14 protein-coding genes and 3 pseudogenes are annotated in these 26,808 nt (G+C 70.6%); 7 read left to right on the top strand and 10 right to left on the bottom strand.

What is annotated here, in order from left to right; translation table 11 throughout:
- The first annotated feature begins 240 nt into the window (after positions 1-240).
- Both murF and ACFYWI_RS30570 read left to right on the top strand, forming a co-directional pair.
- Complete coding sequence (gene murF / locus ACFYWI_RS30575; protein ID WP_389238710.1) at positions 241-1,659, top strand: UDP-N-acetylmuramoyl-tripeptide--D-alanyl-D-alanine ligase; 1,419 nt, start codon at positions 241-243, stop codon at positions 1,657-1,659.
- Between the two features lie 327 nt (positions 1,660-1,986).
- Positions 1,987-2,358: pseudogene (locus ACFYWI_RS30570) on the top strand (transposase); the annotation flags it as partial.
- A 326-nt stretch (positions 2,359-2,684) separates the two neighbouring features.
- Here the strand turns inward: ACFYWI_RS30570 and ACFYWI_RS30565 are convergent.
- The 4 genes and pseudogenes from ACFYWI_RS30565 to ACFYWI_RS30550 all read right to left on the bottom strand — a co-directional run.
- Positions 2,685-3,183: pseudogene (locus ACFYWI_RS30565) on the bottom strand (transposase); the annotation flags it as partial.
- A 127-nt stretch (positions 3,184-3,310) separates the two neighbouring features.
- Entirely contained in the window at positions 3,311-3,913 is a 603-nt protein-coding gene (locus ACFYWI_RS30560) for a hypothetical protein (protein ID WP_389238708.1), read from the bottom strand.
- Between the two features lie 1,053 nt (positions 3,914-4,966).
- Complete coding sequence (locus tag ACFYWI_RS30555) at positions 4,967-5,554, bottom strand: hypothetical protein (RefSeq protein WP_389238706.1); 588 nt, start codon at positions 5,552-5,554, stop codon at positions 4,967-4,969.
- A 704-nt stretch (positions 5,555-6,258) separates the two neighbouring features.
- On the bottom strand, positions 6,259-8,691 hold the full coding sequence (locus ACFYWI_RS30550; RefSeq protein WP_389238704.1) for a SpoIIE family protein phosphatase: 2,433 nt from the start codon (positions 8,689-8,691) through the stop codon (positions 6,259-6,261).
- Between the two features lie 560 nt (positions 8,692-9,251).
- Between ACFYWI_RS30550 and ACFYWI_RS30545 the strand changes: the two genes are divergently transcribed.
- Positions 9,252-9,482 (top strand): response regulator transcription factor, encoded by a 231-nt coding sequence (locus tag ACFYWI_RS30545; protein ID WP_389238702.1) that lies wholly within the window; start codon positions 9,252-9,254, stop codon positions 9,480-9,482.
- Between the two features lie 418 nt (positions 9,483-9,900).
- On the opposite strand, the pseudogene ACFYWI_RS30540 reads toward ACFYWI_RS30545, so the two are convergent.
- A pseudogene (locus ACFYWI_RS30540) lies at positions 9,901-10,439 on the bottom strand (RNA-guided endonuclease InsQ/TnpB family protein); the annotation flags it as partial.
- A gap of 821 nt (positions 10,440-11,260) precedes the next feature.
- Positions 11,261-12,247 (bottom strand): 2,3-diaminopropionate biosynthesis protein SbnA, encoded by a 987-nt coding sequence (gene sbnA, locus ACFYWI_RS30535; RefSeq protein WP_389238700.1) that lies wholly within the window; start codon positions 12,245-12,247, stop codon positions 11,261-11,263.
- 716 nt (positions 12,248-12,963) lie between these two features.
- Between sbnA and ACFYWI_RS30530 the strand changes: the two genes are divergently transcribed.
- The 4 genes from ACFYWI_RS30530 to sbnB are packed head-to-tail and all read left to right on the top strand — an operon-like array spanning position 12,964 to position 20,220.
- Positions 12,964-15,582 (top strand): Pls/PosA family non-ribosomal peptide synthetase, encoded by a 2,619-nt coding sequence (locus tag ACFYWI_RS30530; RefSeq protein ID WP_389238698.1) that lies wholly within the window; start codon positions 12,964-12,966, stop codon positions 15,580-15,582.
- Between the two features lie 31 nt (positions 15,583-15,613).
- Positions 15,614-18,124: an amino acid adenylation domain-containing protein gene (locus ACFYWI_RS30525; RefSeq protein ID WP_389238696.1), complete on the top strand. Its 2,511-nt coding sequence runs from the start codon at positions 15,614-15,616 to the stop codon at positions 18,122-18,124.
- 24 nt (positions 18,125-18,148) lie between these two features.
- Positions 18,149-19,153, top strand: coding sequence for a TauD/TfdA family dioxygenase (locus tag ACFYWI_RS30520; protein ID WP_389238694.1), 1,005 nt, complete (start codon positions 18,149-18,151; stop codon positions 19,151-19,153).
- The gene (gene sbnB / locus ACFYWI_RS30515) at positions 19,150-20,220 is read left to right on the top strand and encodes a 2,3-diaminopropionate biosynthesis protein SbnB (RefSeq protein ID WP_389238692.1); all 1,071 of its coding nucleotides are present in this window, start codon (positions 19,150-19,152) and stop codon (positions 20,218-20,220) included. Before ACFYWI_RS30520 ends, sbnB begins: the two co-directional genes overlap by 4 nt.
- A gap of 494 nt (positions 20,221-20,714) precedes the next feature.
- Here the strand turns inward: sbnB and ACFYWI_RS30510 are convergent, their stop codons facing one another.
- Genes ACFYWI_RS30510 through ACFYWI_RS30495 form a run of 4 tightly spaced genes read right to left on the bottom strand, consistent with a single transcriptional unit; the run spans position 20,715 to position 26,675 of the window.
- Positions 20,715-22,043, bottom strand: a complete 1,329-nt coding sequence (locus ACFYWI_RS30510; RefSeq protein WP_389238797.1) for a UDP-glucose dehydrogenase family protein — start codon at positions 22,041-22,043, stop codon at positions 20,715-20,717.
- Between the two features lie 41 nt (positions 22,044-22,084).
- Positions 22,085-24,061, bottom strand: a complete 1,977-nt coding sequence (locus ACFYWI_RS30505) for a glycosyltransferase family 39 protein (protein WP_389238690.1) — start codon at positions 24,059-24,061, stop codon at positions 22,085-22,087.
- Between the two features lie 11 nt (positions 24,062-24,072).
- Entirely contained in the window at positions 24,073-25,077 is a 1,005-nt protein-coding gene (locus ACFYWI_RS30500; protein WP_389238688.1) for a glycoside hydrolase family 26 protein, read from the bottom strand.
- Positions 25,077-26,675: a glycosyltransferase family 2 protein gene (locus ACFYWI_RS30495; protein WP_389238686.1), complete on the bottom strand. Its 1,599-nt coding sequence runs from the start codon at positions 26,673-26,675 to the stop codon at positions 25,077-25,079. The genes ACFYWI_RS30500 and ACFYWI_RS30495 overlap by 1 nt, the downstream gene beginning before the upstream one ends.
- Positions 26,676-26,808: the final 133 nt, after the last annotated feature.

Genomic DNA, 26,808 nt, shown 5'->3' with positions numbered 1-26,808 from the left:
AGTGGTCCAACCGGGCGTGCGGCATGGCAGCGCTGAGGATGATCCTGCTCGCCTACGGCCGTGAAGCGCCGTCGGTTACCGAGTTGCTGAGGCTCGGCGTCAAGCACGAGGCCCTGACCGAGCGGGGCTGGCTCCACGCCGGCATCGCCGACCTGGCCACCGGCTTTGAGGTCCCCGGCCGCGCGGAGCCACCGGACGCGCCATCACCTTCACCCCGCTCACCGTCGGAAGGACCATCCAGTGATCACGCTGACGCTCGCCGAGATCGCCGACGCCACCGGCGGCACCCTCCACAACGCGCCCGATCCCTGGATGCAGGTGACCGGCCGCAGCGCCAGCGACTCCCGCGAGGTCGGCCCCGGCGGCATGTTCGTCGCGGTGGCCGGCGCCCGCGTCGACGGCCACGACTTCGTCGACCAGGCGGTGGCTACCGGCGCCACCTGTGCGCTGGCCACCCGGCCGGTCGGTGTGCCCGCCGTCCTCGTCCCCGACGTCACCGCCGCCCTCGGCCGCCTCGCCCAGCACGTCCTGACCCGCACCGGGGCACGGATCATCGCGCTGACCGGATCGGTCGGAAAGACCTCCACCAAGGACCTCCTCGCGCAGGTCCTCAGCCGACATGGGGAAACCGTCGCCACACCGAGGAGTTTCAACACCGAGATCGGCCTGCCGCTGACCGTCTTGCGCGCCGCGGAGTCCACCCGATACCTGGTCCTGGAGATGGGCGCCCGGCATCAGGGTGACATCGCCTATCTGGCGTCGCTGACCCCGCCGCTGGTCGGCATCGTCCTCAACGTCGGCTCCGCCCACGTCGGAGAGTTCGGTGGCCGGGACGCGATCGCGGCAGCCAAGGGTGAGCTGGTCGAATCGCTTCCGTCGGCGGCCGAGGGCGGTGTCGCGGTCCTCAACGCCGACGACGAGTTGGTGGCCGCGATGGCCGCCCGGACCTCGGCAGCGGTCGTGACGTACGGAACCGCCGACGCCGCCGCCGATATCCGCGCCATCGGCACTCAGGTTACTGCGGGCCGCGCGTCGTTCGTCCTGGACACCCCGGACGGGCGGGCCCCCGTCCTGTTGCGTCTGCTGGGCGCCCACCAGGTCCACAACGCGCTAGCGGTCGCCGCGGCCGCCCACGCCTTGGGCATGGACACCCACCGGATCGCCGAAGCGCTGTGCGCCGCCGAGCCGGTGTCCGCGGGCCGGCTCCAGGTCATGGAACGCGCAGACGGCGTCACGATCATCAACGACGCGTTCAACGCCAACACCGAGTCCATGCGCGCCGGGCTCGAAACACTCAGTTCCCTTGCCGGAGACCGGCGGACGGTCGCCGTCCTGGGAGAAATGAAGGAACTCGGCGACACCGCCGAGACGGCCCACCAGGAGGTCGGCCGGCTCGTCGTTGACCTGGGCATCGACGTCCTCGTCACCGTCGGCACCACCGCCGAGATGACCGCGCTCGCCGACGCCGCGCGCCTGACCACCTCCTCACCTCTGCGCATCGAATCGGCCGACGACCCGGACGTGCTGCTGCCGCTCCTGAACCGCCTGATCAAGAGCGGTGATGTTGTCCTGGTGAAGGCTTCCAAATCCGTCGGCCTGGAGAAGCTCGCGAATATCCTGCACGTCGAAGTACCGGCGCAGGGCGGCGCGGAGAGATGACCACCCCGCGCAAGCTGAGCCGGGCCGAGTGGACCGCCTTCCAAGAGGCCTACCTGGACGGCAACACTGCCGCCTGCCCCCAGTGCGGCACTCGTGGGGAGGCAGTCCTCAGACCGCTGGACCGGACTGTGCGCTTTGCCTGCCGGCACGAGCTGGTTCTTCTGGAGAGCACCGAACCGCTGTCTCAGCCGGTGGCCACGCCGGAGCAATGCTCAGGACCTGTGGATCGGCCTCGGGGTGGCACGCGAAGGGCGTACCTTCCCGAGTGATCGATTGAAAGTCACTGAGTAGGCCGACGCTGCGAACGTCGGCCGGGAAGGCACGCCCGTGCTCAGCGTAGTCAACGCCGATGGCACCACCCCGAACGGCTCCTTGATTGACGAGATTGTCCGTGAAGGCGCACGGCGTATGCTGGCTGCCGCGCTGGAGGCGGAAGTCAACACCTACATAGCCGAGTTGGCAGACCAGAGGGACGAGACCGGCCGGCGTCTGGTCGTGCGCAACGGTTTCCACCAGCCGAGGAAGGTAACCACGGCGGCCGGGACGGTCGAGGTCAGGGCCCCGCGGGTGAACGACAAACGCGTCGACGAGGCGACCGGTGAGCGCAAGCGGTTCTCCTCGGCGATCCTGCCGCCCTGGGCACGGAAGTCTCCGAAGATCAGCGAGGTACTGCCGCTGCTCTATCTGCATGGCCTGTCCTTCCCGTTGCACCCCGAAGCGGTTGGCTTCGCCGGCCACTACGACTTCGACATCGACGTCCTGGCCGCCTACCGTCCCACCGGCAAGGGCAGGGTCGAACGGCAGGTCCTCATCGTCCGCGACCATGTCCTGTCTGGCCGGGCCTTCTCCTCCGTCGAGGAGATGGACGCCGCCTTCGCCGCATGGGTGCCGCAGCGGCGAGCCCAGGGACACCGGACTCACGGACGTCGAGGAAGCCGTCTGGTGGTGGCGGCGGTTCCGGGCCCAGCAGGACGTCAGTCAGCGATCGGGTCACGACCACCGGGGACCCGCGTACCACTATGACTGTCGGTGATGGTGGAGATCGTCTGCCGGGAGACGTCGGCGCCATAGACCTCCGCCAGGTGGGGCCTGCACCTCGCCGGTGGTCAAACCCTTCGCGGCCAGCGAAATCACCATCTCGTCCACGCCGCTCAGGCGCTTCTGCCGCTTCTTGACGATCTTCGGCTCGAAGGAGCCCTCCCGGTTCCGGGGCACGGTTGTCTCCACCGGTCCCACGTCTGTCAGCACGGTCTTGGAGCGTTTGCCGTTGCGGGAGTTGCCACCGTTCTTGCCCGCCGGATCATGCCTGTCATAGCCGAGGTGATCGGTGATCTCGCCCTCCAGGGCGGAGTCCAGCAGTCGCTTGGTCAGTTGCTGCAAGAGCCCGCCCTCGCCGGTCAACTGCAGGCCCTCGGCTTGAGCACGGCCCACCAGCTCGTCGATCAACTGGTCGTCCACAGCCTTCGCCGACACGGCCTCCGCCGACTCGACGGCCTCGCGCTCGGTCACGTTCTCACTGGTCATCGATGCATCTTCCATGATCGGGAGTTACACCGAACGTCTTACAGTCCTGGAGTGTGTGCTGTTTGCTGGGTGGCCCTGCATGGGGTAACTGCAGTGTGGGCTGGTGTGGTTTGGGGGTTGGTTGGTTTCAGGGGGTTGTGGCGGTGGGTGTTTTTCCTTGTTGGGTCTGTTGGATGCGTGTGATTTGCATGCGGGTGACGGTGTTGAGGGTTTGTGGGTCGGGGGAGTGGTAGTTGTGGGTGTTTGTGTCGATGTTGATGGATATGACTGTGGTTCCGACCTGGGCGTGGATGCTGGCGTTGCACAGGCTTTCGACGAGGCAGCCGTGTGTGGAGAAGGCCTGGTCGGTGCCGGGGAGGGTGAGGGGGGCGACGCCGCTGTCGTATTGGGTTCTGCTGAATGTGAGGTGTTCGGTCGCGGTGGTGGTGCTGTGGAAGGAACTGATGCTGAAGGTGACGGTTCCGTCGAGGTCGGGTGCGTGGTAGCCGGCCGTGGCGTGTGCTGTGCGCCCGGTGTCTTGTGGCGTGTCGTCGTGCTGGGGTGTTTTTGTTTTGGTCCATCCGGGCGGCACAGCGTTCGTGTCCGGTAGTGCGGCGGCGACCTGCTTCGTGTCCAGGACGGCTGTCCCCGGCCTGTTGGATGGAGCGCTCTTGGGCTGGGAGCAGCCGGTTGAGACGATTCCTGCCGCGATCAGTGCGGCGCCTGTCTGCCGCCACCGTCTGGTCTTCATCCGTACCATGACACCCCGCCCCTGTTGCTGGTTGCCGATCCTCGCACGTGTGGAGGCTGTGCCGCACCTTCGCCGGGCAGGCCCGGGCTGACGGCTGACGGCTGACGGTTGATGGCTTGCCGGTTGATGGCCTGTGCGTGCGGCGGCGGCCGGTGCCGGTGCGCGGGTGTGGGGATCGGTGCGTGCGGGCCGGCGGTCCCGGGGCGTGGGGCGGTTGCGGGGTGTTTTTTCGGCCGGGAGCGGGTGGGGGGTGGCCGGCGACGGCTGCCGGTCGGTGGGTCTGGATGGCTGGATGCTGCGTGGCGGGGTCGGCAGCCGCTGCTGCTTCGGCTGCGCGGCGGGCGGGCGGGGGGTGTTGGCGACGTGCAGGTGCTGGTTTTCTGGCGGGAGTGGGTGGGGGGTCCGAGGGTCCGGGTGTGGGTATCGAGGCCCTGCTTCCTGTGAGTGGCCGGGCCGGCTGTGGGTGGGCTGTCAGTGGTGCGGGTGGTGGGCCGGGCGGGCGGCGCGTGCTGCGGTGTGGGGGATCGGTGCCGGGGTCTGCGGCGGTAGTGCGGTCGGGGGCGGCGACGGCGGCACAGGGCAGCCTCGGCCGGCGTCCGCCGGCTCCGTGCCGCCTTGTCCGTCCGGTGCGCTCCTGTGCTGCCCCGGGGAGCAGGGGTGCCCGGTCGGGCGGGGCTGTGACGTGGGGTTCGTGGGGTTTCATTACGTGGGGTTCCACGGGGAGCGGGTCAGGCGTACTCGTCGAAGCCGGCGGGGAGTTTGCTGCAGGGGGTGTCTGTGGCGGTGGTGAGTGTTGATGTGGGCCGGTGCCATTTCGCATCGATGGTGGGGGAACCGACGGAATTCGTCTACCTGCGGTTCTGTGCCTTGTGGGTGGTGGCGATCCCGTGTCGTTGACGCAGGATCCCGTAAGGGCGGTCCCGGGCGTCGGTGCCGCTGGTCCGGGCAGCGGCCGGCGGGCACACGGTCACCGTCGGCCTGAGGTCGGCGCCCCGGCAGCTACTTCGGACCGTCCTGGCGCGTTCGTACGATTGCCAGGCTTGGCGAGGAGAGTTACGGCTGGGTCTCTTTCCCCGCCCGGGCCCGGTCGCGGGACCATGCGCCCACGCCAACCAGCACGGCTGCCCCGACCGCGTACACGGGCAGCCACTGGGTCGTCGTGGCTGCCAGGCACACAGCAACGGCGTCATGACTCTGGGCCTTCTGCGCGTAAGCCAAAGCGATGCTGTCCCGACCGGACAGGTTCGCCAGCGCGGCCCCCGCCCGGATGGCCTCGTACTTGCCCATCTCAGTGCACCCCCTACGGGTACCTGACATCGGAAACAGCCAAGCCCAACGCTGCAGCACGGGGGCCAGCGCGATCGCTACGCAGAGGCCGACGACCAGCGAATACGCGGCCAGATTCCGTGCGTATGCAGATCGGATGCCAGGCGTCCATGCCGGCAGTCGATAGAAGGCGAAGACCACCGCAAGAAGCGTCACCCCGATGTAGGTGGCGAACCATTGCCAGGAACCCTGCGCGAGTGCGGCCGCCAGCACGGCGGCGAGTGCGATACCGATGACCCCAGGCTGACCGGCAGTGTTGTGGCCCGCGCCAGCGGATGCCGAATTTGTCGCTCCTTGAGGACCCGGGTCGTTCACGGAAATCTCCTGCAGGGTTCGGAGGCCTTCAGCATCCGGTACATCGTGGCGTCGGCCCCGGCGCCATGCCGGACGGACCCCGGTGCCCCCCGGTTGGCGGGCTGCCGCACGTGGGGCCCGACGCGAGGGGCCCCACGCCCGGCATTTCGTTTCGTCACCCCGGCGACCGCATTTCGTCGCCTCCCCTGGTGTGGCCGGAGGGGGGTGCTTGTGGCGGTTTTCCCGTGTGGGGGACGTTCGTGCTGGTGAGCCGCCGGTCTTGCCGGGTGAGCCGCTGCTGTGCGCGTTCCTGGTCCGTCCGGGCGCTGTCTTTGGGCATGTCCGTGGCCTGCCACCGGTGAGCGAAGCTGCGGATGTCGGTGTCCTTCAGCGATGTGGGCGGTGGAGCGAGGTCCGCGGTGGTGACAGGTGTCCGTCTGCCTGTCGGTGCAGCGCTGGGGGACCGCTCCGGCAGGGGCGTCTCGTTGTGGGTCTGCTGGGTCTGGTCCTTGGGCCTTGCTGCCGCCTGGTCGGGGCTGGCCGCCGGATTGGGCTGGCCGTTCCACACGCGGGGGCCGGCCATGGACAGGGCGGCGACGGGCAGGGCGCCGGCGGCACACAGGATCGAACGGGCGCAACGCTTGGTCGAGCATCCGGCGGCGCATCCGTGGGCACCGCCGTCCGCGGCCGTTCCGCCGAATCCGCAGCGGACCGTTGTGTGGTTGTTAGTTGTGGGGGAGGGTTTGTTCGGCCCAGACGGTTTTGCCGATGGGGGCGTGGCGGGTGCCCCAGCGTTGGGCGAGTTGGGCGACGAGGAGCAGGCCGCGTCCTCCTTCGTCGAAGGTGCGGGCGCGTCGCATGTGGGGGGCGGTGTTGCTGGAGTCGAAGACTTCGCAGATCAGGGTGTGGTCGGTGTGGATGAGGCGTAGTTGGATGGGGGGTTGGCCGTAGCGGATGGCGTTGGTGAGGAGTTCGCTGACGGTCAGTTCGGTGATGAAGGCGGCGTCGGTCAGTCCCCAGGTGGCGAGTTGGTCGGTGGCGTTCTTGCGGGCCTGGGCGACGACGGCGGGGTCGCTGGGCAGGTCCCAGGCGGCGACTTTGTCGGCGTGCAGGGCGCGGGTGCGGGCGATGAGTAGGGCGATGTCGTCGTCGGGGGGGTGGGTGAGCATGGCTGCGAGGATGCGGTCGCAGACGGTTTCCAGGGTTTGGGCGGGGCGGGCGAGGGCTTGGAACATTTTGTCCAGGGCGTCGTCGATGTCGTGGTCGCGGGTTTGGAGGAGGCCGTCGGTGTAGAGGGCGAGGAGGCTGCCTTCGGGCAGCTGGGTCTCGAAGGTTTCGAACGGCAGGCCGCCCAGGCCCAGCGGCGGGCCGGGTGGGACGTCGAGGAAGTGGACGGCGCCGGTGGGGGTGACCACGGCCGGCGGGGGGTGGCCGGCCCGGGCGGCGGCGCAGCGGCGGGAGACGGGGTCGTAGACCGCGTACAGGCAGGTGGTGCCGATGCCTCCGGCGGTTTCGGTGGTGTCGTCGGTGCCGGCTTCGTCGGCGGACAGGTGGATGACGAGGTCGTCGAGGTGGGTGAGGAGTTCGTCGGGTGGCAGGTCGACGTCGGCCAGGGTGCGTACTGCGGTGCGCAGTCGGCCCATGGTGGCCGAGGCGCGGATGCCGTGGCCGACCACGTCGCCCACGACGAGGGCCACCCGGGCGCCGGACAGCGGGATCACGTCGAACCAGTCGCCGCCCACGCCGGCCTGGGTGCCGGCGGGCAGGTAGCGGGAGGCGATCTCGAGTGCCGGCTGATCGGGCAGGGTGTGGGGGAGCAGGCTGCGCTGCAGGGTCATGGTGGTGGTGCGCTCGCGGGTGTACCGGCGGGCGTTGTGGATGCTGAGGGCGGCTTGGGCGGTGAGTTCCTCGGCCAGCCACAGGTCGTCCGGTCCGAAGGGCTCTGGGCGCCGGTGGCGGCTGAAGAGGGCCACGCCGACGGTGATGCCGCGGGCCCGCATCGGCACCACCATCACCGAGTGGGTGCCGGCCTGGCGGATCCAGGCGGCCTGGGGGTCCTGGGCGGCCCACCGGGTGATGGCGGGGTCGCTCCCCCCGTACAGGGTGCCGTGGCCCTGGGCCAGGCACTGGGCCACCGGTGACAGTGCCGGGTAGAGGGTTTTTTCTCCCGCCGCGGGCCGGGGCGGGGGGCTGTCGCCGGGGACCGACCGCACAGCGGTGCGGGCCATGGTGAGGGGTTGTGCCGGCGCAGGCGGGGGCGGCTCGCCGCCGTGCCGGGGGGCATCCAGCAGGTCGACGGCGGCGAAGTCCGCGAGCCGGGGGACGGCGGCGTCGGCCAGTTCCTGCGCGGTGCGCTGGATGTCCGGGGTGGTGCCGATGCGGGCGCCGGCGTCGTTCAGCAGGAGCTTTTGCTGCCGGGCGGAGTACTCCCCGGATCTGGAGTGCGCGCCCAGGCACACGGCGCGGACCGTGCCGTCGGGGTCTTTCAGCGGGGCGAGACAGGCCGGCCAGCCGTGCTCGGCGCTGATGCCCGTGGGGCGGATGTAGGCCTCCACGTGCTGCGGCTCGCCGCTCTGCAGTGCCAGGCGCATCTTCGTCTGGGCCTCGTCGCTCACGGGATGCGGCGCGATTTCCGGCAGGCGCAGTCCGCGCATCTGGTCCTCGGTGAGGGAAAGCGCCTGCTCCATGCCGGCGTTGGCCTGCACCAGCCGCAGGTCCGCGTCGAAGACCGCCAGGATGTCGGGGGACTGGTGGAACGCCCAGTCCCTCAGCGCCTCGCCCCCGGGTGTGCCCGGCCTGCCCGCCACGGCGGACACCACGAGCCACTCGGCGGCCGGGCCGTTCGGTGTCCGTCGGTGCGCGAGCAGTTGCCGCCGCAGGCGGTGGCCGTCCCGGTGCCGCAGCGCCAGGGTGCCGCTCCACCTCGTGCGCCCGGCCGCATCGGGCCGTGTCTGCTCGCCGGCGTCGTCGGCGAGCAGCCGGGCTGCGCTCTGGCCCACGGCCTCCGAGGGCAGGTAGCCGAGCAGCCGCCGGGCGCCTTCGCTCCACCCCGTCACGATGCCCTGCTCGTTGACGGTGGCCGTGGCCGTGTAGGCCGACTGCAGGGAGGCGTCCGACTCGTTGGGCCGCTCGCCAGGAGGGGTGGGAAGTCGCTCCATCGCCGCTCATCTCGCCCTTCGGGAACCTGCACGGCCGGGGCTCTTTCGACAAGCATGATCCTCAGGGGCGGGGAGCACCAACCCGGCGCTGTCACCAGGGGCCCGCCCTGCCCCCTGCCCTGCCCCTGCCCTGCCTCCGGCAGTGCCCCGGGAGGCGGCCGGCGGCCCGGGAGCCGGCGCCCGCCCGGCCGTGGCCGTGCCTGCGGTCCCCGGCCGTGCGGGGCTGGGACAGGGAATGTGCAGCGAGTGTGCGACGGGGCAAAACCGGCAGACCCGGCCGTCCCCGCGCGAAAGAGGCGGCCCCCCGCGGGAGGTCTGCGGGAGGCCGGCCCAGGGGGCGGCGGATCACGTGCGCAGCCGTAGGGCTCCTTGCCGTGACCGCGCTGCGGTGCGCCGTGCGGACGGGCCCTGTGACACGCCTGTGACAGTCGGCGGACACCGTCATGAAGTCCCCCGGGCACGCTTTTTGAAAAGGGACAAACCGCAGCATTCAGGCACATGTCCCCTGCTTCCGAGGGTGTGAGCAGTGATGACCGAGCCGATCCGTCGGAGGAAATCCCATGAGCCTCGCACTCACCACGCCGTACGCCGAAGCCCCCGCGTCTGTGCTGGCCCCGCGGGAGAAGGAGACACTGCGGCATATCGCCGCCGGGCGTACCTACCTGCAAACGGCCCGCCACATGGGGCTCTCCAAGCACACGGTCGACGCCTATCTCCGCCGTATCCGGGCCAAGCTCAACATCACCAGCACGGCCGAACTCACCCGGCTGGCCATCTCCCTGGGGCTGTGACGCCCGCCCGGGCGGGTGGCCGCCAGGAAGGCGGTCCGGCGCCCGTGCATGTACGGCACACGACATCGCTGCACAGCGGGTGAGCGCCGCGGGCCCTGCCCGCCCCCGCCACCGGTGCCCGCCGCCCGGGCTGCCGGCGAAAAGCCGCGGCCTGCAGTTTTTCAGGGTTTCACAGGCAGGCCCGTGAGGGTGCCGGGAGAATCCCGCCTGCAGCGCAGCCGGCCCGACGGGACTGCGCCCGGGGCGGGCGCGTGGGACCGGGCGCAGGCAGGTGTGCCGGGGGGTGTTCAGACTGCCCGAAGGGCGGACCGGGTCCGGGGTCCGGCCATGGGCGTCCACGGCCGGCCCAGCGGCGTTCACGTCCTGGAATTGAAGCGCTCTCCTCCCTTCTTGAGCTCAGGATGGAGATTCCGCCCTGCCTTGCGGTGGGAGGCTTGACGCGACGAGCGCGCCTGGCGACTGCTCTTCCAGCAGCCGGGATGCCACGAGGCCGATCCGGTACAGGTGCAAGATGTTCCGGGCTGCGTGGTGGTCGGCGTTGGCGAACCGGCCGCAATCGGGGTTCCTGCACACGAACGTGGCCTGGTCTTCCCGGCTGCCGGGCGTGGTGAAGCCGCATGCTGAGCAGCGCTGGGAGGTGCCGGGGGCGGGGACTTCGACCAGGGTGCCGCCGTGCTGGGCGCTCTTGTACGTCAATCGTGACCGTGCGGTTCCACGCCTGGGATGCGATGGTGCGGTTCAGCCCGGCCTTCTGGGCAACGTCTTCCCCGGCTTCCCGATGGTTCCCTTGGCCGACGTGACCATGTTCGTGATGGTGAGTGCTTCGACCACGACCGTGCCGTAGGTGCGGGCGATGGTGGTGGTCCTGTGGCGCTGCCAGTTTGCTGCTCGTCGCTCGGCTTTCGCTTCGAGCCGGGAGATCTGGTCGTAGGTGCGGTGCAGGCGGCGCTGCGTCCTGCATCCCGAGCACGTGCGTACGTACCCCTACCAAGCTCTGCTTCCAGTGACACCGAAGGCGGTCATCGAGGAGTGGGAAGGTTCGCCCGGACAGTGGCGGGAGGGGCGTTTCTACCTCTGATCTTGGCCAGTGCGCCGCCCTTCAGGACGCTGCCGGCACCCGGTCCGCCCCGGCCCATCGCCCGCCCGCGGCGCCCGCGGGGACGGTGCGCGGCGGCGGGGATCCGCCGGCCTGCGGCCGGCTGCCTTGCGGTCGGGGACCGGATCGTGCCGTGGCTGTCCCGGTGTCGGTGCCCGCCCGGCGCGCCGGCACGGACGAACGGGGCGCAGCGCCGGCCAGGGCGTGCCACGCGCTGCGGCTTCGCCCGCAACCGGCAGGGCGGTCAGGGACGCGGCGGTGCCGGCCGGGGGCATGCCGGCGCCGGCGAAGCCCGCGACGGCGGTCCGGCTGTGCGCCCTGCGGTGTGAGCGCCGCCGGGCGCGGGCCTCCTGCGGCGGCGTGCCCGGCGTGCCCGGCGTGCCCGGGGGCCGGCGTCGAAGTACTGGCCGATGCCGCGCCCCTGGCGCCGGTGCCTGCGGTGCTGTGTGCCTCGCCGGTCGTCATCGGTGGCCCGCGCCGTGCCGGCGGCGGGCGGATCGGTGGGCAGGAGGGCGGGCAGGCCCGCGCGGGCGGCGTTCCCGGCGGCCGAAGAGGCCGGGGACCGTGCGCAGGCCGTGGGGACCGGGCCTCCTGGTCGCGTGCCCGGGGTGGCCGGCACGGCGTCGCAGGGCCTGTGCCGCGGGGGTTTTGCGGTGGGCGGGGGGCTTCGCGCGGGCGGGGGTCAGGCTGCCCGGGATGCGGTGGCCGGCGCCTGGGGGGCGGGGAGGTCCTGGCCGTACAGGCTCTGCACCCAGGTGTTGTCGTAGACGGTCTCCAGATACCGCTCGCCCAGATCGGGGGCGATGGCCACCGCGGTCAGCTCCTGTTCCTCCTGCCGGGCCAGCCAGTCCATCGCGCCGCTGACCACGGTGCCGGTGGAACCGCCGAACACGAACCCACGCCTGGCCAGCCGGTGACAGGCCCGGATGGTGTCGGCCTCCGCCACGCACACCACATCGTCGACAAGGGACTCGTCCAGCAGCGGCGGGCGCCTGCTGGTGCCCAGGCCGGGGATCATCCGCCGGCCCAGGGCGCCCCCGAAGGTCACCGAGCCCACGCTGTCGACGGCCACGATGCGCACCGGCCGGTGCCACTGGCGGAAGTAGCGCGCGCAGCCCATCAGGGTCCCGGTGGTGCCGGCCCCGACGAACAGCACATCCAGGTCGGGGAACTGCCGGGCGATGGCCGGGGCGGTCCTGCGGTAGTGGGCCATGCCGTTGCTGGGGTTGGTGTACTGGTCGAGCCACACATAGCGGTCGTCGTAGGCGCACAGGGCGCGGACGTGGTCGATGCGCGCGCCGAGGAAGCCGCCGTCCGGGTCGGGCTCGGTGATGACGTGGACCTGGCTGCCCAGGGCCTCCATCATCATCCTGGTCGACAGGTTGCAGCGGGAGTCGGTCACGCACAGGAACCGGTAGCCCCTGCTGGCTGCGATCATGCTCAGGGCCACGCCCAGGTTGCCCGAGGACGACTCGACCAGGACCGAGTCCTTGGTCAGCAGGCCGTCGCGTTCGGCGGCCTCGACCATCTCGGTGGCGGCCTTGAGTTTGATCGAGCCGGCGAAATTGAATCCCTCGCACTTGAGGAACAGCGACTTCCCGAGGATTTGCTCGAGGTCGACGTAGAGGTCGTCCTCGTTGAAGGCCTGGGGAGCGGATATGACGGGCATGGTCGTCTCCTCGACTGAGGCACTTTGCCTCCCGGCCGCGGATCCGTTTCGGCGCGGCCCGGGGAAAGAATCCGGCGGCGAGTTGCGGCTCGCCGGAACATCTCCAGTACGCCCGGACCGGAGCAGCCTTGTCATGCCACCAAAATTCGGGACTTGACAGGCACCCTGTTCGCGCACAAGCGGGCCGGCCGGGCCCGGGACAGGGGCTGAACCGGCCACCGGCACCAGGGGAGTCCCCCGGTTCCGGGCCTGGCCGCAACCCTGTCCCGCCCCCCGGTTCCGGGCCTGGCCGCAACCCTGTCCCGCCCCCCGGTTCCGGGCCTGGCCGCAACCCTGTCCCGCCCCCCGGTTCCGGGCCTGGCCGCAACCCTGTCCCGCCCCGGCCCCGCGTGATCTGCCCCGCCGGGGTATCCGCCCTGGGCCCAAAACGCGCTGGACCGCGCGGGGTGGCCGGCGCAATTCCCGGGCGGTTTCCCCGCGGATTGAACGGGTGCCTGTGATACGCGGACGTCAGCCGGGCGACGCGCACAGAAAGCAACAGAGAGCAAGGGAATGCAGGGGGGACGGCCGGCAGAGCGGTCGGGCTATCAAGACCGGTGCGGTGCGTCAAGCCCCGAAATTCAGGGGCAGGACAGGAATCCTGCGGCCGGGCCTACTGGAGAGGCGGGCATCACGCATCCGTCCGCGCCGACCGTAACGTCTTTCAAGGAGCTCACGTGCCAGGGAAATCTGTGGAGGTCTTGACGGCCGGCCGGGCCGGCATCCCGGCCCTCGGGGACGGCCAGGACGCCGGCCCGCAGGCCGGTACCGAGAGGCTTCTGGCCCAGGTGCTGGCCGGCGTGGTGGGCATCGAGCAGGTGCCGGCCGACAGTCACTTCTTCAACGATCTGGGCGCCGATTCCCTGGTGATGGCCCAGTTCTGTGCGCGGGTCAGGAAGCGGGCGGACCTGCCGGCGGTGTCGATGAAGGACATCTACCGCCACCCCACGCTGCGGAGCCTGGCCGCCGCGCTCGCCACCACCGCGCCCACCACCGCCCCCGCCCCCGTCCGGGCTGCGCCGGTGCCGGCACCGGCGCAGACACCGCCCGGCGCGGGGGCAGCGGCCGGGGCGGGGGCAGCGGCCGGCACACGGCGCTACATCGTCTGCGGAACATGGCAGTTCCTGTTCTTCCTGGGCTATTCCGCCCTCGCCGCCCTCGTCGCCGCCGAAGGCTGTGCGTGGATCTCGGCCGGCTCCGGTCCGGCCGGCCTGTACCTGCGGTCGGTCCTGTTCGCCGGCGCGGGCTTCCTGGGCCTGTGCGCCGTCCCGGTCGTGGCGAAGTGGACCCTCATCGGCCGCTGGCGGCCGGGCGAGTTCCCCCTGTGGGGCCCGGCCTACGTGCGTTTTTGGGTCGTCAAGACCCTGATCCGCACCAGCCCCCTGCGCCTGTTCGCCGGTTCACCGCTCTACGTGCTCTACCTCAGGGCGCTCGGCGCGCGGATCGGCAAAGGCGTCACGATCCTCTCCCGCACGATCCCGGTCTGCACCGACCTGCTCACCGTCAAGGAGGGCACGGTCATCCGCAAGGACGTGCTCCTGTCCTGCTACCGCGCCCACGCCGGCCTGATCCAGACCGGCCCGGTCACCCTCGGCAGCAACGTGCTCGTCAGCGAGCACACGGTCCTGGACATCGGGACCTCGATGGGCGACGGCGCGCAGCTGGGCCACGCCTCCTGCCTGCACACCGGACAGCGGGTGCCCGCCGGCGAACGCTGGCACGGCTCCCCGGCGCAGCCGGCCGAGGTGGACTACCGCACCGTCGGCCCCGCTCCCTGCCCCACCGTCAGAAGGGCCTTCTACGGCGTGGTGCAGCTGCTGACCCTGCTGGGGGTGTATCTGCCGCTGGCGATGGGCGGCGTGAGCATTGTGCTCGCCGGCGTCCCGCAGCTTCATGCGCTGCGCACCGCGCAGCCGGCGGCCTTCACCAGCCCGGCGTTCTACGCCGATGCCCTGACCGCCTCCCTGGTCCTGTTCTTCGGCTCCCTGCTCGCCGGCCTCCTTCTCGTGGGCACCGTGCCGCGGCTGCTCAACCGGGCCATCAAGCCCGGCAAGGTCTATCCGCTGTACGGCTTCCACTACGGCATCCAGCGGACGATCGCGCTGATGACCAACAGGAAGTTGTTCACCACGCTCTTCGGCGACAGCTCCGGCATCGTCCACTACCTGCGCTACCTCGGATACCACCTGTCCGGCATCGAGCAGACCGGGTCGAACTTCGGCACCGAAGTGCAGCACGAGAACCCGTACATGAGCTCTGTCGGCACCGGCACCATGGTCGCCGACGGCCTGTCCCTCATGAACGCCGACTTCTCGAGCACGTCCTTCAGGGTGTCGCGCACCTCGATCGGGCCCCGCAACTTCCTCGGAAACCGCATCGCCTACCCCTCGCGCGGCAGGACCGGCGACAACTGCCTGCTCGCGACGAAGGTCATGGTCCCCATCGACGGACCGGTGCGCGAAGGCGTGGGCCTGCTGGGCTCACCCAGCTTCGAGATCCCGCGCACGGTGATGCGGGACAACAAGTTCCACCACCTTCACAGCGGCGACCGGCTGCGCCGCCGCCTGGCGGCCAAGAACAGGCACAATGCCGCAACGGCCGGCCTGTACCTGCTGGCGCGGTGGATCCACTTCTTCGTGGTCACCCTCATCGCCCTGGGCGCGGCCGGCCTCTACCCCGTGCTCGGCGCACCGGCGATCGCACTGGCCGGCGTCCTCACCCTCGCGTTCACCGTCGTCCACTTCGCGCTGATCGAACGGGCCGCCACAAGATTCAGGGCCCAGAAGCCGCTGTACTGCTCGATCTACGAGCCCTCCTTCTGGCGCCATGAACGCTTTTGGAAGATGGCCTCGGCCCACTACATCCAGCTCTTCGACGGCACCCCCTTCAAGAACGTGATCTGGCGGCTGCTGGGGGCCCGGATCGGCAAGCGGGTCTTCGACGACGGCTGCTTCTTCCCCGAGCGCACCCTCGTGAGCGTCGGCGACGACAGCACGCTGAACGCCGGGACCGTCATCCAGTGCCACTCCCAGGAGGACGGCGCCTTCAAGTCCGACCGCAGCACCCTCGGCAGCGGCTGCACCCTGGGGGTCGGCGCCTTCGTCCACTACGGCGTGACGATCGGCGACGGCGCCCTGCTCGCCCCCGACTCCTTCCTCATGAAGGGCGAGGAAATCCCCCCGCACGCCCCGTGGGGAGGCAACCCGGCCCGCGAGATGCCGCCGACCACCACCCCCCGTCAGGACCGTCCGGAACACAGCCCCGCCCCCGCCGCCCCGGCACACGACACCAACTGACGGCACCCGCAACCAGCAGAGGAAATGACCGATGGCAACGCAGGCGAGCCGCACCCGCAGCACCCGGCAGTACTGGCGCGGCGTACTGACCGCCGGCGGTTTCACCCCGGCCCCGCGCTGGACCCCCCACCCGGTGACCGGCGTGGGCCAGTACGAGACACCGCTGCCCGACGACACCGCCGGCGGGCTGCGCCGGCTGGCGGGCGAGCTGGCGGTGCCGCTCGCATCGCTCCTGCTGGCCGCGCACGCCAAGGTGCTGGCGGCACTGTCCGGCGAGCAGGAGATCACCACCGGCTACGTCACCGAGGGCGGCCGTCTGCTGCCGTGCCGGCTGACCTGCGCACCCGCCTCATGGCGCCAACTGCTGCACCACACCCACAAGGCCGCCGCACAGCTGCTGGCACACCAGGACGTCCCGGCCGGGGACATCGACGCTCTGCGGCGCGAACTGGGCCTGACCGGACCGTTGTTCGAGACCGTCCTCGATCCCGCCGGCGCCGGCGCCCACCTCCCCCAGGACACCGCGCTGCGGGTGGGCATCATCCGCGGCCACGACGGCCGGCTCGTACTGCGGCTGGGCTACCGCACCGAGATCCTCGACGCCCACAGCGCCGCCCGTATCGCCGGCTATCACCTGACCGCGCTCGCGCTGATCACCGCCGACCCCGATGCCGCACACGCACACAAGAGCCTGCTGTCCGACCAGGAGCTGCACTTCCAGCTCGAGCAACTGGCCGGACCGCAGCGCACGTTGCCCGATGCGCGGGTGCACGAGCTGTTCGAGGACCGGGTGCGCAGGCATCCGGATGCTGTCGCCGCCGTGCACGCCCACAGGCAGTGGACCTACGCGGAGCTCAACGCCCGGGCGAACCGGCTGGCCCGCGCCCTGCTCACGCGGGGCCTTGGCCGCGAAGGCGTCGTCGCGGTGGTGAGCGAACGCAACCTCAACTGGCTGGCCGCCGTCCTCGCGGTCTTCAAAGCCGGAGGCGTCTACCTCCCCATCGAGCCGCACTTCCCGGCCGGACGCATCGCCGCCGCCCTCTCCCGCGCCGCATGCACCCTGGTGCTGACCGAACCCGGCAGCACCACCACCCTCGACCAGGCACTCCACGCCCTGCCCGCAGCCCACAGGCTCTTCGTCGAGGAGGCCTGTGAAGAAGACCACGCCGACGACGACCTGGGCATCCACGTCACACCCGACCAGCTCGCCTACATCTACTTCACCTCCGGCTCCACCGGGGAGCCCAAGGGCGCGATGTGCGAACACGCCGGCATGCTCAACCACCTCTACGCCAAGATCGACGACCTGCAGGTCGGCGAGGGACAGGTGGTCGCCCAGACCGCACCGCAGTGCTTCGACATCTCCCTGTGGCAACTGCTCTGCGCGCTGCTGGCCGGCGGGCGGACCCTGCTGGTCGAACAGGACGCCATCCTCGACGTCCCCCGCTTCCTCGACCGCATCACCCACGGCAGGGCCACCGTCCTGCAGGTCGTCCCCTCCTACCTCGAAGCCGTCCTGACCGAGCTCGAACGACGCCCCCGCACACTGCCCCACCTGCGCTACGTGTCGGTCACCGGCGAGGCGCTGAAGAAGGAACTCGCCGAACGCTGGTTCACCGCCCAGCCCCGGATCCACCTGGTCAACGCCTACGGGCTCACCGAGACCTCCGACGACACCAACCACGACGTCATGGACCGGGCACCGCAACGCATCCTGCTCGGCCGCCCGGTCAACAACACGCGCATCTACGTCGTCGACGAACACCTCGCACCGGTGCCCCTGGGCGCCCCCGGGGTGATCGCCTTCTCCGGGGTCTGCGTCGGCCGCGGCTACATCAACGACCCCGAACGCACCCAGGCGGCCTACCTGCCCGATCCGCACCGCGAAGGCATGCGGCTCTACCTCGGCGGCGACTACGGCCGCTGGCACCCGTCGGGAAAGCTGGAGTTCCTCGGCCGCCGCGACGACCAGGTCAAGATCCGCGGGTTCCGGATCGAGATCGGCGAGATCGAGAACACCCTGCTGCGCCTGCCCGGCATCCGCGACGGCGCGGTGGTGGTGAGCGAACACGCCGACCGCAGCAAACACCTGGTCGCCTTCTACTGCGCCCCCAAGCCCCTCGACACCAAGACCCTCAACCGCAAGCTGGGCGCCTCACTGCCCGCCTACATGATCCCCGCCGCCTTCCACCGGCGCGAAAGCCTGCCCCTGACCCCCAACAGCAAGATCGACAGGAAGGCGCTGGTGGCACTCGCCGCGGAACTGAGCACCACCGAAAAGACCCACGAGCCGCCGGCCACACCGACCGAGCAGCGCCTGGCCGCCGCCTGGGCAACCGTGCTCGGCGTCCAGCAGATCGGCCGCCGCGACCACTTCTTCGACCGCGGCGGCACCTCCCTGTCGGCGGTGAAACTCGCCATCGCCCTGGACCGCGCCGTGTCCCCCAAGGACATCACCGCACACCCGGTCCTCGCCGACCTCGCCGCCCTGCTCGACAACGGACCCCAGCGCCGGGCAACCGAACCAGCGGCCTCCTCCTGAACCACATCGAAAGGAAGAAACACCATGCCCTACCCGACGCCGGCGTCCCTCCTCGAAGTGGACCTGCACCCCGGCAAACCCCCGATCCTGCACACCGGCACCCCCCACGACGCGCCGGCCTGGGCGGCCGGACACCGCCACGCACTGCGCACCCTGGTCACCGAACACGGCGCACTCCTCATCCGCGGCCTCGGCCTGCGCGACGCGGACCGGGCCGCCGCCGTCCTGCACCACCTGGCCCCGGACCTGACGACCGACAGGGAAGCCTTCGCCCCCCGCCGCACCTACACCCCGGGCGTGTACTCCTCCTCGCAGTGGCCGCCGAACCAGCCGATGTGCATGCACCACGAACTCAGCTACGCCCTTCAGCCCCCCGGCCTGATGCTGTTCGCCTGCCTGAGCGCACCCACCACCGGCGGGGCCACCGCCATCGCCGACGCCGCCACCGTCCTCGACGCGCTGCCCACCGAGCTGGTCCACCGGTTCGAACGGGAGGGCTGGCTGCTCACCCGCACCTACAACGACGAGATCGGCGCCCCCTGCGCCGAGGCCTTCGGCACCGAGGACCGGGCCGCCATCGAGGACTACTGCCGCACCCACGCCATCGACTTCGCCTGGCAGCCCGACAACAGCCTGCGCACCCGCCAGCGCCGCCCCGCCGTGACGGCCCACCCGGTCACCGGCCGCCGCTGCTGGTTCAACCAGATCGCCTTCCTCAACGAATGGACGATCGAACCCGAAATCCGCGAGTACCTCATCGACGTCCACGGCGCCGACGCACTGCCCTTCAACACCCGCTTCGGAGGCGGTGACCCCATCGGCCCGGACATCATCCAGCTCCTGGGCGACACCTACACCGCCCACACCGTCCGCGAGTCGTGGCAGGCCGGCGACCTCATGCTCGTCGACAATGTGCGCACCGCGCACAGCAGGGAGGCCTTCCAAGGACCACGCGAGGTACTCGTCGCCATGGCCGAGCCGCTGCGCCCGGCCCCGTGGCCGCCGACCGCCGAGGTGAGCGCCGGATGACCACCCTCCGTTCCACCGCACTGGAGGCCGCCATGTCCCAGCCGCACACCGTGCCACCGTTCGCGGTGATTTCCGGCGCCCAGGTCCAGCACGCCCTGCGGGACCGGGAACAGCAGATCGTGGACCTCATCGAGGCCACCTACCGGCTCCACGCCGCCGGAGAGTCGGTCAACCCGCCCTCCTACTTCCTGCGCTTTCCCGACCGCCCCTCCTCCCGGATCATCGCCCTGCCCGCCTCGATCGGCGGCCAGGTCCGCGTCGACGGCCTCAAATGGATCTCCAGCTTCCCCGGCAACGTCGAAGCAGGCATCCCACGCGCCTCGGCCGTGCTCATCCTCAACGACCACGACACCGGCTACCCCTTCGCCTGCCTGGAAAGCTCCATCATCAGCGCCACCAGAACCGCCGCATCCGCGGCACTGGCCGCCGACCACCTCACCCGCAGCCGGCAACGCCCCACCCGCATCGGGTTCTTCGGCACGGGCCTGATCGCCCGCTACATCCACACCTTCCTGACCGCCGTGGGCTGGACCTTCGAGGAGACGGGCGTCCACGACCTGTCCCCCGACAGCGCCGCCGGCTTCCGCGGCTACCTCCGGCACACCCCCGCCGCCGGACACATCACCGTGCACGACAGCCCCGAGGAACTCATCCGCTCCAGCGACCTTGTCGTCCTGGCCACCGTCGCCGGCGAGCCGCACATCAGCGACCTGGCCTGGTTCGGCCACAACCCCCTGGTCCTGCACGTGTCCCTGCGCGACCTCGCACCCGAGATCATCCTCGCCTCTGCCAACATCGTCGACGACGTCGACCACTGCCTCAAAGCAGGCACCTCCCCGCACCTGGCCGAACAGCTCACCGGCAACCGCGGCTTCCTCACCGGCACACTCGCCGACGTCATGAGCGCACGGGTGACACCCCCCACCGGCCGGCCCCTGGTGTTCTCACCCTTCGGCCTCGGAGTACTCGACCTCGCCGTCGGCAAATACGTCTACGACGAGACGGCCCGCTCCGGCCGGCTCCACGTCATCGAGGACTTCTTCCACGACCTGCGCCGGCACGGATGACCGGCCCCCAACGCCCTGTTCCGCAAAGCGGGAGGCAGGCGGGGCCCCTCGTACCGGCTGCCCAAGCCCTCGCACGGCCCGGCCGCACCGTGGCAGGCTCACGCGGTCCTGAACCCATGAGGCCGCCGGTCGGCGGCCGGCCGGCATACAGTTCGAACGATCGTGCGACTGGGGCAAGTGGGGGCTGTCATGGGGCTGTTCGGGAACGTGCCGGCGGTCAGACCGCCCCGGCCGCCACGCGCTTCGCCACCGTGTACGCCGTCTGCGCCCACACGCGCCGCTTCCGGGAGTCGCCCGCGGAGCCGGAACCGGCCTGCACGCCCGCCTGCAACGCCGAACTGCCGGCGGCGCGCATCCCGGCGCCGGCGCACCGGCCGGCCCCGCGGCGTTGCGGGCGGGCCCGTACGCCCGGCCCGGGATTCACCCTGAAGCATCTGCGGCCCTGAGCCCGTCCTGATCCGGTCCCGGCCCAAGGGTGCCTGCGGCGCCGCGGGTCAGCGCACCCCGGCCGGCGGGCGGCCCAGCACCCGCACGTGCCAGCCTGCGGCGGCCCATCGGGAAGCGTCCAGGGTGCCGCGCCCGTCCACGATGCGGGCGTGCGAGGCGAGGGAGGCCAGGCGGTGGGGGTCGAGCTCGGCGAACTCGCGCCACTCGGTGAGATGGAGCACCACGTCCGCCCTGGTCACCGCCTCTTCGGCCGAGAGGGCATAGCCGAGGAGGGGATACGACTTGCGGGCACTGTCCATGGCCTTGGGGTCGTAGACCGTCACGTCCGCGCCGTCGAGCTGCAGCCGCGCCGCGACGTTCAGGGCCGGTGAGTCACGGATGTCGTCCGAGTCGGGCTTGAACGCGGCGCCGAGCACCGTGACCCGGTGTCCGTGCACCGAGCCGCCGCACAGCTGGCGGGCCAGCTCCACCACCCGGTCCCGGCGGCGCATGTTGATCGCGTCGACCTCCCGCAGGAACGCCAGCGACCGGCCGGTGCCCAGTTCCTCGGCCCGGGCCGCGAAGGCGCGGATGTCCTTGGGCAGGCAGCCGCCGCCGAACCCGACACCGGCGCGCAGGAACCGGTTGCCGATCCGGGCGTCGTGCCCGATGGCCTCGGCGAGCACGGACACATCGGCGCCCGCTGTCTCGCACAGCTCGGCCATCGCGTTGATGAAAGAGATCTTCGTGGCCAGGAACGCGTTCGCGGCCGTCTTCACCAGCTCGGCGGTCGGGAAGTCGCTGGTGACGACCGGCGTACCGGCCGCGATGACCGGCGCGTACACCTCGCGCAGCCGCGCTTCGGCGGCTGCCGATCGTATGCCCAGGACCAGCCGGTCGGGGCTCAGGGTGTCCTGCACGGCGAAGCCCTCGCGCAGGAACTCGGGGTTCCAGGCCAGCTCCACGGCGGATGCGGCCGGTGCCAGCTCGGCCAGGCGGGCGGCGAGCCGGTCGGCGGTGCCGACCGGCACGGTGGACTTGCCGACGACGAGCGCCGGCCCTCTCAGGTGCGGTGCGAGGGACTCGATCACCGTGTCGACATAGGTCAGGTCGGCGGCGTCGGAGCCCTTGCGCTGCGGCGTGCCGACGCAGGAGAAGTGCACCTGGCCGAATGCCGCTGCCTCCTCGTAGGAGGTGGTGAAGCGCAGACGGCCGGACTCGGTGTGCTTGACGAGCAGTTCACCGAGGCCCGGCTCGTAGAACGGGACCCGGCCCGCGCGCAGCGCGGCGATCTTCTCGGGGTCGACGTCGACCCCGAGGACCTCGTGCCCGAGCTCGGCCATGCAGGCCGCGTGAGTGGCCCCGAGATAGCCGGTGCCGATGACAGTGAGCCGCAGCGACATGGCCCCTCCTTGCGTGATGGTGCCGGCCTTGGGCATTACGCCTTGACCCAGATCCGGTATGTGCCCTGCTGACCCCCGGCCGTGAAGGGGATGCTGCCGAGCAGGCGGTACTTGCCGCTCTTCTTCAGCGCGTCGATGACGACCTCGTCCATGGCGGGGTTGGCCACGCCGTCCAGGACGACCATGTCGAACCAGCCGTCCTTGATGGCGGTGCGATAACCGGCCTCACCCCGGTGCATCCGGCCCTGGGCGTCCTTGTAACCGATGCCGTAGAGCGAGGTCCAGCGTGACTGGTCGGTCTGCTCGCGCAGGTAGTAGACGGGCACGTTGGGCGTCGAGGCCAGATACCGGCCCTGGGGAGTGACATGCTCCTTCAGGGCCTTGGTGAGCTGCGTGGCCTGCGGCCAGGACGCGAACCGCTCGACGGACTGGGCCAGGCCCGTGCACAGCACGGCGACCCAGAGCATGATGCCGAGCTGCGGGTAGCGGAAGTGGGCTCCCACCAGGCGGCTGATCCCCACGCCTGCCATCGGTGCCGCGAAGAGCAGCCCGAACCCGAGGTGCTTGTACAGGGCGACGGTTGTCGACAGGTGGGCCTGGTAGAGCGGCGCGAGCAGTGCGGTGGCGCACAGCACGAGGCCCAGCACGGCCCGCCAGCGCCAGCCGGGTCCGCTCATCTTGAAGGAGAGCGGGGACTCGTTCATCCGGCCGCGGCGCGTGTACGAGAGGGCACCGGCGCAGGCGGTGACGAACATCAGGCCGCCCCACAGTGCGGACTTGGTCCACACCTCGGCCGCGGAGTCGCTGCCGGCGTCCCGGTCGGTGGTGGTGGCCCGCACCCCGTCCAGCACATCGCTGAACGCCAGCCCGGCACCGAGCAGCAGGGCGATGCCGGCCGCGAGCACGATGCCGCGCAGCACGCTGCCGCCACGCCGGTGCGGCCAGGCCGTCAGGACGGCGAGGGCGATCAGCGTGGGCAGGTACAGGCCGGCGGCGTACTTCACGCCGACCGCCAGCACCGCCACGGGGGCTGCCGCCAGCACGGCCAGGGCCGGCGCGCGGTCGGTGCGTACGACGATCCAGGCGGCAAGAGCCAGCAGGAAGACCGCGGGTGCGTCGTAGGTGGCGAACCAGCCCAGGACGACGGTCGACTGGACCACGGAGAACAGCGCGGCCCCCGCCAGCGCGACCCGCTCGTTGAACAGGCGGCGCGTGATGGCGTAGAGCAGGGCTGTGGTGCCCAGCATGAACACAAGGCTCAGCACCCGGGCACCGGTCAGCCCGAACTGTGCGTCGACGAGCGCCGCCAGCACCGGGTAGAGCGCGGGCGAGCCGGAGAAGTAGCCGGCGTAGTCGCTGCCGGCGCCGGTGCCGTCGAGCTGTGCGTGGCCCGCGGAGAGATAGAGCGCCTCGTCCTGGAAGGCCGTGTTGTCCAGCCGCAGCGACAGCACCATCTGGATGGCGAGGATGCACAGCAGTACGGCGCGGCTGACCCAGGCGCGCCTGCGGCTGGCGCCCATGTCCCAGCCCGCTTCCGGGGTCTGGGGGATGTGGTAGGCGCGCTCGGGCTGCTCCTTCGGGCTGTCCGGCTCGGGGCCGGGCACCGCCTGGGTAGCCCAGGGCGCGGTCGGGGCGTGCGTGGCGGGGCCGGCGGGGGCCGGCTGCGGCGCCTGGTGCTGTTCCCCGTACGAGGGCCACGGATGCTGGACGTACTGGGTCCGGCCGTAGTGGTCCTGGATGTACTGGCCCTGCGGGTAGCCCTGGCTGTACTGGTGCTGGGCGTAGGTGCCCGGGGCGTAGTGCCGGCCGTACTCGTCCCGGCTGTACTGCTCCTGGTCGTACCGGCCGGGTGCGGGCGGGGCCGTGTCGCCGGCGCCGGTGCCGGTGCCGTTGCCGGGGAACCAGGTGAAGGCGTCACTGCCGGGGTGGTCGTCGTAGGGGTCGTGCGGCCGCGGGGTGTGGACGTGCTGAGGGGGCACGGCGCCGCGTCGCTCGTTGCGGCGGTCGTTCATGTCTGGCTCCATCAGGGTGTCCGTACGTCGAAGCCGAACAGGCCGTCGGCGGCGAGCCGCTTGAACTCGGCGAGGGCCAGGGGGCTGGCGGCAAGGCGCCAGTCGGCGCGTTTGCGGTAGTCGAACCAGACGAAGCCGACGATGCTCTCGTCCTTCTCGACGCCGGCGAAGAGGTTGCGGATGTCCGCACGGCGGCGCGGGCCGGGCTCGGCGGCGGTCTCGAGGATGAGCAGCGGCTTGTCGGTGAAGGTGCGGACCTTGGTGATGGTCGGCCCGAAGACGCTGGAGAAGGCGTTGTCCTCGTTGCCGGTGAAGTAGCCGATCATCCCGACCCAGTCGACGTAGGCGTCACCGGGGTAGTACTTCTCGATGTCGGTGCTCTTGACCGGGTTGATGATGTTCGGCGCCCAGGTCCAGATCACGTTCGCGGCGCCCGCCTCGGCGAAGATGTCGTGGATGTGCCTCCACGCCCGCACGTACTGGGCGGGGGTGGTGCGCTCGGTGCCCCACTTCTCCCACTGGCCGTTCATCTCGTCCGCGAAACTGATCGCGACCGGAAGGTTCAGCTTCCGTACGGCGCTCGCGTACTGCGTGATGTACGCGTCCGCCGAGCCGTCGGCGATGTCGGCGAGCGGTGTCGTGAACGGCTCCCAGGACATGACCGTCAGGGCGCCCTTGTGCCAGGCGTTGCGCACGCCCTGGGCGTGGAAACCGTCGCCCCAGGCCGCGTAGTACTCGACCAGGTTCGGCTGCTTGCCCACCTGGTCGGTGTACGGCTGAAGCTTCGCCATGTCGGTGGGGGCACCGTCCACGGCGGCGCCGAAGTACTTCTTCCCCGGCTTGATCAGGGGCCGGACGTCGAAGGGGACGCCGGTCCCGTCCTCGGCGGCCCTGGCCCCGGGTGTGACGGCGGGAGCGCGGTCGCCGTCCTGGCCCAGAAAGGAGCAGCCGGTCACGGCGAGGACGGCGGCGGCGAGCAGCGCGCAGCAGGCCGTCCTCGTTCGGGCGAGGAACATCAGGCGGCACTTCCGGTTCGAGGCTGGACCAGGACGCGCGCGACGACCAGCGCGTAGAAGATCCCGGAGGAGAGAACAAGCGCGAAGTCGGGCGCGTTCATGGTGAACATCCGCCAGACGGCGGCGCCCACCCAGATCAGGGCGGTGCCCCCGCTCCAGGCCCACATCCCGATCCAGAAGCGGCGGGTCTTGTTCTTCTTGGCCCCGGAGGAGCCGGTGGGCTGCCAGCCCATACGGTTCTTGCGCAGGATGTCCCAGATCGCGAACACGTGCGCCCAGCCGTACATCATGCGGGCGGCCCAGGCTTCGAGCCGGTACGGGGCGCGGTGCCACATGGGGAAGATGACCGTGGTGTAGATGATGCTCGGCAGCACCAGCCACAGGTGCTCGACCTTCAGCTTCTGCGGCATGTCCAGCAGCAGCACGATCGGGATGACCGGGGCGGCGAACGTGAACAGAGCGGTGTGGATGTAGTAGAAGAAGCCGGACAGGTAGCAGAGCCGGCTCGACATACGGATCCTGGACTGCCAGAACTTGCTGCTGGCCAGCAGGCTCATCGATCCGGAGCACCAGCGGTACTGCTGGTTGAAGAAGGCGCCGGCGCTGTCCGGGCAGACGCCGGTGGACACCGCGACCGGCACGTACCGCAGGTCCCACCCCAGGCCGCGCAGGTCGAATCCGGTGTGGACGTCCTCGGAGTGCTCGATGAGCGTGGTGCCGCCGTTGGTCTCCAGCGCCGCGCGCCGGTAGACGGCGCAGCTTCCGACGCAGATGGCGCCGTCGCTGCCCTGACGGGAGACCTGGACCGAGCGGTAGAAGAGCTCCTGGACCGCTCCGGCCCCTCGCTCGATCCAGTTCTGCGAGTCCAGGACGCGGAAGTACTGCGGCGACTGGACGATGCCGATCCGCTTGTCCGCCTCCATGTACGGGAGCAGTTCCTCCAGCAGGTCGGCGCGCGGCGTGAAGTCGGCGTCGAGGATGAGGATGTACGTGCCGTCGGACTGGCCGAAGCCGAAGTGGAGGTTGCCGGCCTTCTTGTACCAGCCCCGGTTGGGGCGGGTGCCGTAGCGGAAGCCGAAGTCCGCGGCCATCGCCTCCAGTTCGGGACTGGCGGAGTCGTCGAGCACGAAAGGAACGCACGTGCCCGGGTAGCGGTCGGCCAGGGCCCTCACATGCGTCCAGGTGTTGTGCAGCACCTCGATGGGTTCGCCGCACACCGGCAGGAACACATCGACGGACGGGTAGACCGCGGGGCGCCATTCGCGCGCCAGCCGGCGGTGGTGCTTGATGTCGAAGTCGCGGGTGAACGCATTGACCCGCAGGGACACCAGGTAATAGATGACCGTGAAGACGAGCAGCGGCGTGTATATCCACAGCAGTGGCGTGGACTGCGCCAGCTTGAACTGACTGAGCGTGAGACAGCAGAAGCTCACCAGCGAACTCAGGGTGAGAACCCAGAGATGACGCTTGGCGTATGAATACTTCTCGGCATCGGTCGGCGGCAGCGGAAGCAGACCGAGGGGTTCCCGCCCCGTTCTCCTGCGCGCACGCCGGCGAGACCGCTGTCCGGGCACCCGGACAGGGTTCACTGCACTCATTCGGACACTCCCCGGGCGATCAGCCCCGAATACCCCACCTGACCCAGTCACCCCATAGCGAACACTTGACCGGGCGACGAAAGCATATATGAACGACTGTTCGCCGGATGTGACCAAGATCCCTCCAACGTCA

It is taken from the genome of Streptomyces sp. NPDC002889 (genome assembly GCF_042888425.1).
GTDB lineage: Bacteria > Actinomycetota > Actinomycetes > Streptomycetales > Streptomycetaceae > Streptomyces.
The sequence above is the reverse complement of the archived record's forward strand: the minus strand, read 5'-3'. Positions and strand labels throughout refer to the sequence as shown.